1 pseudogene is annotated in these 272 nt (G+C 37.1%); it reads left to right on the forward strand.

Features of this window, described 5'->3' with window-relative positions:
* Positions 1 to 181: pseudogene (locus AAEY79_RS14915) on the forward strand (ornithine carbamoyltransferase); the annotation flags it as partial.
* Positions 182 to 272: the final 91 nt, after the last annotated feature.

A 272-nucleotide genomic window follows, 5' to 3' on the forward strand; every position in this document is an offset into this window, starting at 1 on the left:
GGATAAAGCCGATCCTGATGTGGTGTTTATGCATTGCTTACCAGCGCATCGCGGTGAAGAGATTTCTCATGATATGCTTGATGACCCGCGTTCAGTCGTTTGGGATGAAGCTGAAAACCGGTTACATGCGCAAAAAGCACTGATGGAATTTTTATTAAAAGATAAGATTAAATTGTCTTAATGATATAAAAAACGTATTTTAAAAGTCCATAAAAAAGGCAGGCTACTTAACGTAACCTGCCTTTTTCTTATCTTGTACTTAAATACTCATC

This window comes from Psychrobacter sp. GW64-MNA-CIBAN-0177, assembly GCF_040309585.1.
Taxonomy (GTDB): Bacteria; Pseudomonadota; Gammaproteobacteria; order Pseudomonadales; family Moraxellaceae; genus Psychrobacter; species Psychrobacter okhotskensis.